Below are 1,607 nucleotides of genomic sequence, written 5' to 3'. Positions count from 1 at the left end.
ACGCCCAGGTCACGCACCAGCGGGCCAACCGACAACCCGTCGGAGGCGATGTGGTGTACCACGGCCACCAGCACGTGTTCGTCATCCGCTACCCGGAAAAGCATTGCCCGCAAAGGGATTTCGGCGGCGAGGTCGAATGCGTACCGTGCCGCGGCGCCGACGGCCTCCCGCAGCCGGCTTTCCGGCCAGTCCGTCGCCTCGACCACGTCCCAACCAAAATCGGCCCGCTCCACCGGAATAACCAACTGCTGGGGGGTTCCGTCAACCGCCGGGAACAGCGTGCGCAGGCTCTCGTGGCGGCCGATCACGTCGGCGAGGGCCGCACCCAACGCGTCGGCGTCGAGGCGCCCGCGCAGCCGCAACGCCACCGCCATGTTGTAGAGCGGGGACGGCCCCTGCATCTGGTCGAGGAACCACAACCGGTTTTGGGCGAACGACAGCGGGATCATCGCCGGCCGGTCGACGGCCACCAACGGCTCCAGCCCGTCCCCGCCCGCACCGATGCGGGGCGTCAGCTGCGCGACCGTGGGCCCCTCGAACAGGGCACGCACCGAAAGTCCGGCGTCCAGAGCGGAATTGATCGCGCCGATCACCCGCATCGCCGACAGTGAATCCCCGCCGAGCTCGAAGAACGACTCGTCGACCCCGACCCGCTCCAGCCCGAGCACCCGGGCATAGATCCCCGCGACGATCTCCTCGGTGAGGGTGGCCGGAGCCCGGTAACCGCCGGCGTCCTGATACTCCGGCGCCGGCAGCGCACGCTTGTCGAGCTTGCCGTTGACCGTCATCGGCAGGGCATCGACCACCACCACCGCGGCCGGCACCATGTATTCGGGCAACCGCTCGCCCAGCTTCGCGCGCGCCGCCGCCGGATCCGCGGTCCCGGTCACGTACCCGACCAATCGCTTGTCACCGGGTCGGTCCTCGCGGGCGATCACCACCGCCTGCTGCACCCCGTCCACCGCGGCCAGCGCGGCCTGCACTTCACCGAGCTCGATGCGATAGCCGCGGATCTTGACCTGCTCGTCGGCGCGCCCCAGATACCGCAACTGCCCGTCGGAACCCCAACACACCACATCGCCGGTGCGATACATACGTGTTCCTGGCGCGCCGGCGCCGACGAATGGGCAAGCCACAAACCGCGATCCGGTCAACCCCGCGCGGCCCACATAGCCATACGCCAACCCGGCACCGGCCACATACAATTCCCCGACCACCCCGGCGGGCACCGGTCGCAACCAGCCGTCGAGCACGAAAAAGCCCAGATGCGCCAACGGCACCCCGATAGGACTTGCCGCGCTGTCGACATCGCTGTGAATGACCTCGCGGAACGACGCGTGCACCGTCGTCTCGGTAATGCCGTACATATTGATCAGGCGCGGCAGGCCCTGGTGATTGTCCAACCAGGTCCCAACGCGCTGCGGCTCCAGCGCTTCACCGCCGAACACAACCGTCTCGAGCTTGAGTTGGTCGCCCAGCTCCGGAGATTGCGCGTCGACCGTTTGCAGCGCGTAAAACGCCGACGGGGTCTGGCTCAACACGCTGACCTGTTCGCGAATGAGCAAGGCGTGCAAGTGCCCCGGCGAGCGAACCACCGATTCGGGCAC

Annotated in this window: 1 protein-coding gene; it reads right to left on the bottom strand. The window is 68.2% G+C overall.

Translation table 11 applies throughout. The features are described from left to right. Nucleotides 1-1,607 (bottom strand): condensation domain-containing protein (locus tag A5736_RS19265; protein ID WP_139333433.1); only part of this gene is annotated, 1,607 nt, incomplete at both ends.

The sequence above is a fragment of the Mycobacterium sp. SP-6446 genome, assembly GCF_001954045.1.
In the GTDB taxonomy this organism is placed as follows: Bacteria; Actinomycetota; Actinomycetes; order Mycobacteriales; family Mycobacteriaceae; genus Mycobacterium.
This window is presented reverse-complemented; position numbering and strand designations above follow the sequence as displayed.